The sequence below is a fragment of the Arthrobacter sp. TB 26 genome (assembly GCF_000427315.1).
Classification (GTDB): domain Bacteria; phylum Actinomycetota; class Actinomycetes; order Actinomycetales; family Micrococcaceae; genus Arthrobacter.
Genome location: NZ_AUPJ01000207.1, coordinates 2,582 through 7,585 on the forward strand (window position 1 = coordinate 2,582; position 5,004 = coordinate 7,585).

The following is a 5,004-nucleotide window of genomic DNA, read 5'->3' on the forward strand; positions in this document are numbered from 1 at the left end:
GGGGGAAACGCAAAAGCGCCCGCCCCAGTCAAGGGACGGACGCTTTGCGTGGACTGGAAGCTAGATCGAGTATTCCGGAGCGGCCCAGACCACAACTTCCGGGTGCTCGTAGAACCGGTAGCCCTGGCCGCGGACCGTCCGGACGGTGTTGGCGAGGCGGCCGAGCTTGGAACGCAGGCGGCGGATGTGCACGTCGATGGTCCGCTCGTTGGGCACCTCTTCGGCGTTGCGCCACAGGCCCTCGAGCAGCTCGTCGCGGCCCACAGTGCGGGTTCCGTTCTCGACGAGGTAGTTCAGCAGCTCGAACTCCTTGAACGTCAGGTTCAGGGATTCGCCGTCGAGCGCCACTTCGCGGCGGGCAAGGTCGATCAGCACGCCGGACGGACGCGGGTCCTGGGGCTGCTGCAGGCGGGCGGTCTCGGCCCGCTGGCGGGCGCCCACCGTGGGGTCCCCGAAAGTGGAACGGACGACGTCGAGCGCGGAGCCCGGTGCGCTGGCCGGGGCGACGGCGACGGCGGCGTAGCTTTCGGCGCCGGACACCAGCGATTGGGCGTAGGCCCGGATTTCCTGGGCAAGCTTGGCAATGGAGGTGCCGGCAGCCGCCGCGGTTTCCTCATCGATCCCCATGTAGAGCACGAAACCGCGGGCGACGTTGTCGCTCGGGACAGGACGGACGGGGCTGCCGCTTCCCGGGGCAATCACGGGAGTCGGTGCCGTGGCCGGTGCCGGCGGAACAGCGCGGAGCTGTCCGTAGGAGTTGGGGTTGTATCCCTGCGGCGCATAGCCCGGGGCGGGGAAGCTGTTGCCGGCGGCTGCGGGGGCGAAGGATGCCCGGCCGCCGAAGCCCTGGCGGATACCGGAGGCCTGGCCGGCCTTGCTGGCGTTACGGACGGAGATGTGGACGTATCCGGATGCAACTGACATGGATTGCTTACCTCAATGTGAATGGCCGTCATCGCGGCTCGAATGCTACTTTTCCCCGCAATGAAAACTGGGGAGGGGCGCCCGACGCTGGGCTGGGGGCGAATGCCTAGAAACCTTTGGGGTGTAAAAGTTAGGCGTGCATTCGACAACAGCGCTTCTCGGTACCAGCGGGTGCGCTGATCCAAAAAACTGCGGCTGCAGGTGCTGTTGAGTTCTTGTTCACAATTGAAGTGTGCAACGTAACAATGAAAACTTGCAAGTAACACTGGACGCCAAAGTCCACGATGTGAGACAAACCCCGGAATTGTAGCGCAGATCACAATTCTGACCGCCCAATAAAATAACACCTGTTCTGTTAAATCACCGGTCGAAGGTCCAGAAAGCTCGAACATAATTCGATCAAACCCGGCGAATTCCCAAAATCATTCACGGCAGGCCCGAACCGTCAAACCGTTCGCGTACTTACGATTGGAAGTCCAGCGTCCCACAGAGTGGTCACCGGAGGATCCGGGAAATAGCGCCCATCCAGCCGGGCCGGATGTCCAGCTCGCTAGGCTGGGATTCACAGGCGCCGCACAGGATCCCCAAAGCCGTGCTTAACCGGCAGATCGGAGAGTTGTCCCATGGCCAACTCGCACTCCATGACCAACAACCTCCCCCAGCTCACCCATCCGGACGGCTCCCCCATCCGCGCCCTGGTCGTGGACGATGAACCCAGCCTCTCCGAGCTCATGAGCATGGGACTGCGGATGGCGGGCTGGTCGGTGGCCGTCGCCGCCGACGGACCCGAAGCAATGAAGCTTGCCAAGGAATTCCGCCCCGACGTGCTGGTACTCGACGTGATGCTTCCCGGATTCGACGGCGTTGAGCTGCTGGGCCGGATCCGCGCCTTTGCGCCGGAGGTGCCGGCCTTGTTCCTGACAGCGAAGGACGCTGTGCAGGACCGCATCACCGGCCTGGCTGCCGGCGGGGACGACTACGTGACCAAGCCGTTCAGCATGGAGGAAGTGCTGCTCCGGCTGCACCGGCTGGTCCAGCGTTCCGGAGTGGCTGCGATGGATACCGCCGAACTCGTCGTCGGGGATCTGGTCCTGAACATCGACACGCGGGAAGTGCGTCGCGCGGGTGAGGAACTGCACCTCACCGCCACCCAGTTCGAGCTGCTGCGCTATCTCATGGAGAACCCGAAACGCGTTGTCAGCAAAGCCCAGATCCTGGACCGGGTCTGGGACTACGACTTCGGCGGGCAGGCCAACATTGTGGAGCTTTATATCTCGTACCTCCGCAAGAAGGTCGACGCCAACCATCCGCCCATGATCCACACGGTGCGTGGCGCCGGCTATGTCCTGAAGCCGGCGGACTGATCCGTGCCTGACCGCTCCGCCATGCTCGGCCCCTCGGGGCTCAACTGGCGCAACCCCTCCACCTGGCACCTTCGCACCAGGCTTGTCCTTGTCACCATGGCCCTGCTCGTGGCGATCTGCGGCGCGGTCGGCATCGTCAGCTATGCCTCGATGGACTCCTTCCTGACCAGGCAGCTCGACAAGCAACTGGTGCAGGCCGCCGACCGCGCCCGCGAGTTTGGCCGCACCGGCGGCCGCGCCGATCCCTTGGACGCGCGGGGCCAGGGAATCGGCACCCTGAACGCCAGGATCGTGGACGATTCCGTCCGCAGCGCCGGCTTCCTCGCCGACGACGCCACCAGGAAGTCCCTCACCGACGAGGACGACGAAGTTCTCCTCAAGCTCGCCACCCGGAGCGAGCCCGTAAACCGGACCCTGTCCGCCGGGGCCTACCGGCTGGTGGCAGCCGAGACCCCGGACGGCGACGTGATCGTCACCGGACTGCCCCTCGCCGAGAAACAGAACACGCTGGCTTCGCTGGTCTGGACGATGGTGCTCGTGTCCGCTGGCGGCCTCGTTGTGATCGGCCTTGCCGGGACGGCGCTGATCCGCCGGACCATGAAGCCGCTCGATCAGCTCTCCGAAGTGGCCACACAGGTCTCCCGCCTCCCGCTCGACGCCGGGGAAGTGGGGCTCGCCATGCGCGTGCCGGCCACCGCGGCTCATCCCGGCACCGAGGTGGGCAGTGTCGGCCATGCCCTGAACCTGATGCTGGACAACGTCTCCAACGCACTCGAAGCCCGGCAGAAGAGCGAGATGAAAGTCCGCCAGTTCGTCGCGGACGCCTCGCACGAGCTGCGCACACCCCTGACAGCCATCCGCGGCTACACCGAGCTGATGCGGATGACCGAACACTTCACCCCCGACGGCGCAAAATCCCTCGCCCGGGTGCAGAGCCAGTCCGAACGGATGACCACCCTGGTGGAGGACCTGCTCCTTCTCGCCCGGCTGGACGAGGGCCAGCCCCTCAAGCTCACCGAGGTGGACCTCACCCAGCTGGCCATCGAGACCGTGAGCGACGAGAAGGTCATGGCCCCGGACCGGGTCTGGCACCTGGAACTCCCGGAGGAGCCGGTGGTGGTCCGCGGGGACGCGACCCAGCTCCACCAGGTGCTGGCCAACCTGCTCTCCAACGCGCGCAAGCACACCGGCCCCGGCACTATGGTGGTCACCGGCGTGAAGCGCGCATCCGACGGAAGTGCCGTGATGACCGTGACGGACAACGGCACCGGGATCGCACCCGAGTTCGTCGACCGCGTCTTTGCTCGGTTCACGCGCGCGGACGCGTCCCGGAAGAACCCGGTGACCGGCACGACGCCGGCACCCGGCCGGCAGCTCCTTCCCCGCCTTCCGATCCACCCGCCCCGGACACTTCCCGGCGCCCCGGCCGCCGCTGCGGTCGCGACAGCTTCCGCCGCGTCCGCCGAGGGAACCAGCGGGCTGGGATTGTCGATCGTGCAGTCGATCGTCGAGGCCCACGGCGGGACGGTCAGCGTGACCTCGGTGCCCGGCCGGACCGAGTTCACCGTGCGCCTGCCGGCCTCTCCTCCGCCGAGCCGGGGCGGCGCCTCCGCCGGGCAGGATCGCGAGCAAGCCGCCACACCGTCACTGTGATTGCTGTTACCGAAATGTGACTTAGCCGTTCATGTCCTGTACGGTTTTTAGAGTGCGGCCATCACTAGGGCCGCATATCCGGATGTACGCCAAGCTCTGCCGCCTCCCGGATTCCGCTGGACCAGGCAGAGGCGGGGGACCCAGAGTTCCCGGGCATTTCTGCACATTGCACCCTTGGGGTGAAGCCGACACGTGAGATTCCGTGCGGCCGGATGACCTCATCCGAACCCGACAGCTAACTCCGCAGGCGTTGAGAGGCGATCATGACTGAATTCAAGGCACAAACGCGCCCTGACGGCGCTGCAACGACCCGCTCCAAAGCATCCCGTCACCGCGCCGAGCCGGCCAAGCCCGCTTCCGCGCTGGCCCGGTTTGGCACCAGCGTAGGCTCCACCGGCCGCCGGACGGCCGTTGTTGCTGCCGCTTGTGCAGTGCTTGTGGGAGTCGGAGCCGCCGGCCAGGCGTCCGAGACATCGGCCCGCACTGCCAGCGCCAGCAACTCCACGGAATCAACCGTCACGGCGGCCCCCCTGACGCACCTCGATTTTGAACGTGTCCGGGTGGCGAACCAGACCCCCGTCCCCACCGGCGACGTCGCGGCCCAGTCCACCGAGGTGAAGCCCGCCGAAGCTCCGGCCCCGGCGGCTGCCCCGGCCCCCGCGCCCGCTCCGGAACCTGCTCCGGTTGCCGTAGACGACCCTGCCGGCGCACAGGCCTACGCGGCCGGCCAGCTGGGCTCCCACGGCTGGGCCGCCAACGAGATGCAGTGCCTGATGAAGCTTTGGACCAAGGAGTCGGACTGGAAGACGACTGCCACCAACCCGAGCAGCGGCGCGTACGGTGTGGTTCAGTCCCTGCCGGCCGAGAAGATGGCCAGCGCGGGCGCCGATTACCGCACCAACTACCGGACCCAGATCAACTGGGGCCTGAAGTACGTCAAGGACCGCTACGGCTCCCCGTGCGGCGCCCTGAACTTCCACTACGCGCACAACTGGTACTAAACAGCAGGCACCGCGGGCCTCAGGCCCGGACGGACGCGAGGCCCCGGATTCATTGGATCCGG

General features: G+C 66.5%; 4 protein-coding genes and 1 riboswitch. Of the genes, 3 read left to right on the forward strand and 1 reads right to left on the reverse strand.

The window, feature by feature from the left end:
* Positions 1–60: 60 nt before the first annotated feature.
* Positions 61–924, reverse strand: coding sequence for a winged helix-turn-helix domain-containing protein (locus K789_RS0107360; RefSeq protein WP_024366201.1), 864 nt, complete (start codon positions 922–924; stop codon positions 61–63).
* A 623-nt stretch (positions 925–1,547) separates the two neighbouring features.
* On the opposite strand from K789_RS0107360, the gene K789_RS0107365 reads away from it, so the two are divergent.
* The 3 genes from K789_RS0107365 (at position 1,548) to K789_RS0107375 (ending at position 4,942) form a co-directional block, all read left to right on the forward strand.
* Positions 1,548–2,288 (forward strand): response regulator transcription factor, encoded by a 741-nt coding sequence (locus K789_RS0107365; protein WP_024366202.1) that lies wholly within the window; start codon positions 1,548–1,550, stop codon positions 2,286–2,288.
* A 21-nt stretch (positions 2,289–2,309) separates the two neighbouring features.
* Positions 2,310–3,941 carry a sensor histidine kinase gene (locus K789_RS0107370; RefSeq protein WP_024366203.1) on the forward strand — a complete coding sequence of 544 codons (1,632 nt, stop codon included), beginning with the start codon at positions 2,310–2,312 and terminating at the stop codon, positions 3,939–3,941.
* Positions 3,942–4,045: 104 nt separating this feature from the next.
* Positions 4,046–4,205: riboswitch (cyclic di-AMP (ydaO/yuaA leader) on the forward strand.
* Positions 4,205–4,942: a hypothetical protein gene (locus tag K789_RS0107375; protein ID WP_024366204.1), complete on the forward strand. Its 738-nt coding sequence runs from the start codon at positions 4,205–4,207 to the stop codon at positions 4,940–4,942. Its footprint overlaps the riboswitch before it by 1 nt.
* The last annotated feature ends 62 nt before the right edge of the window (positions 4,943–5,004 follow it).

Excerpts from the sequence above, each read along its gene's own strand:
- K789_RS0107360 (WP_024366201.1), bottom strand. The coding sequence starts at position 924 with ATGTCAGTTGCATCCGGATACGTCCACATCTCCGTCCGTAACGCCAGC.
- K789_RS0107365 (WP_024366202.1), top strand. The coding sequence starts at position 1,548 with ATGGCCAACTCGCACTCCATGACCAACAACCTCCCCCAGCTCACCCAT.
- K789_RS0107370 (WP_024366203.1), top strand. The coding sequence starts at position 2,310 with ATGCTCGGCCCCTCGGGGCTCAACTGGCGCAACCCCTCCACCTGGCAC.
- K789_RS0107375 (WP_024366204.1), top strand. The coding sequence starts at position 4,205 with ATGACTGAATTCAAGGCACAAACGCGCCCTGACGGCGCTGCAACGACC.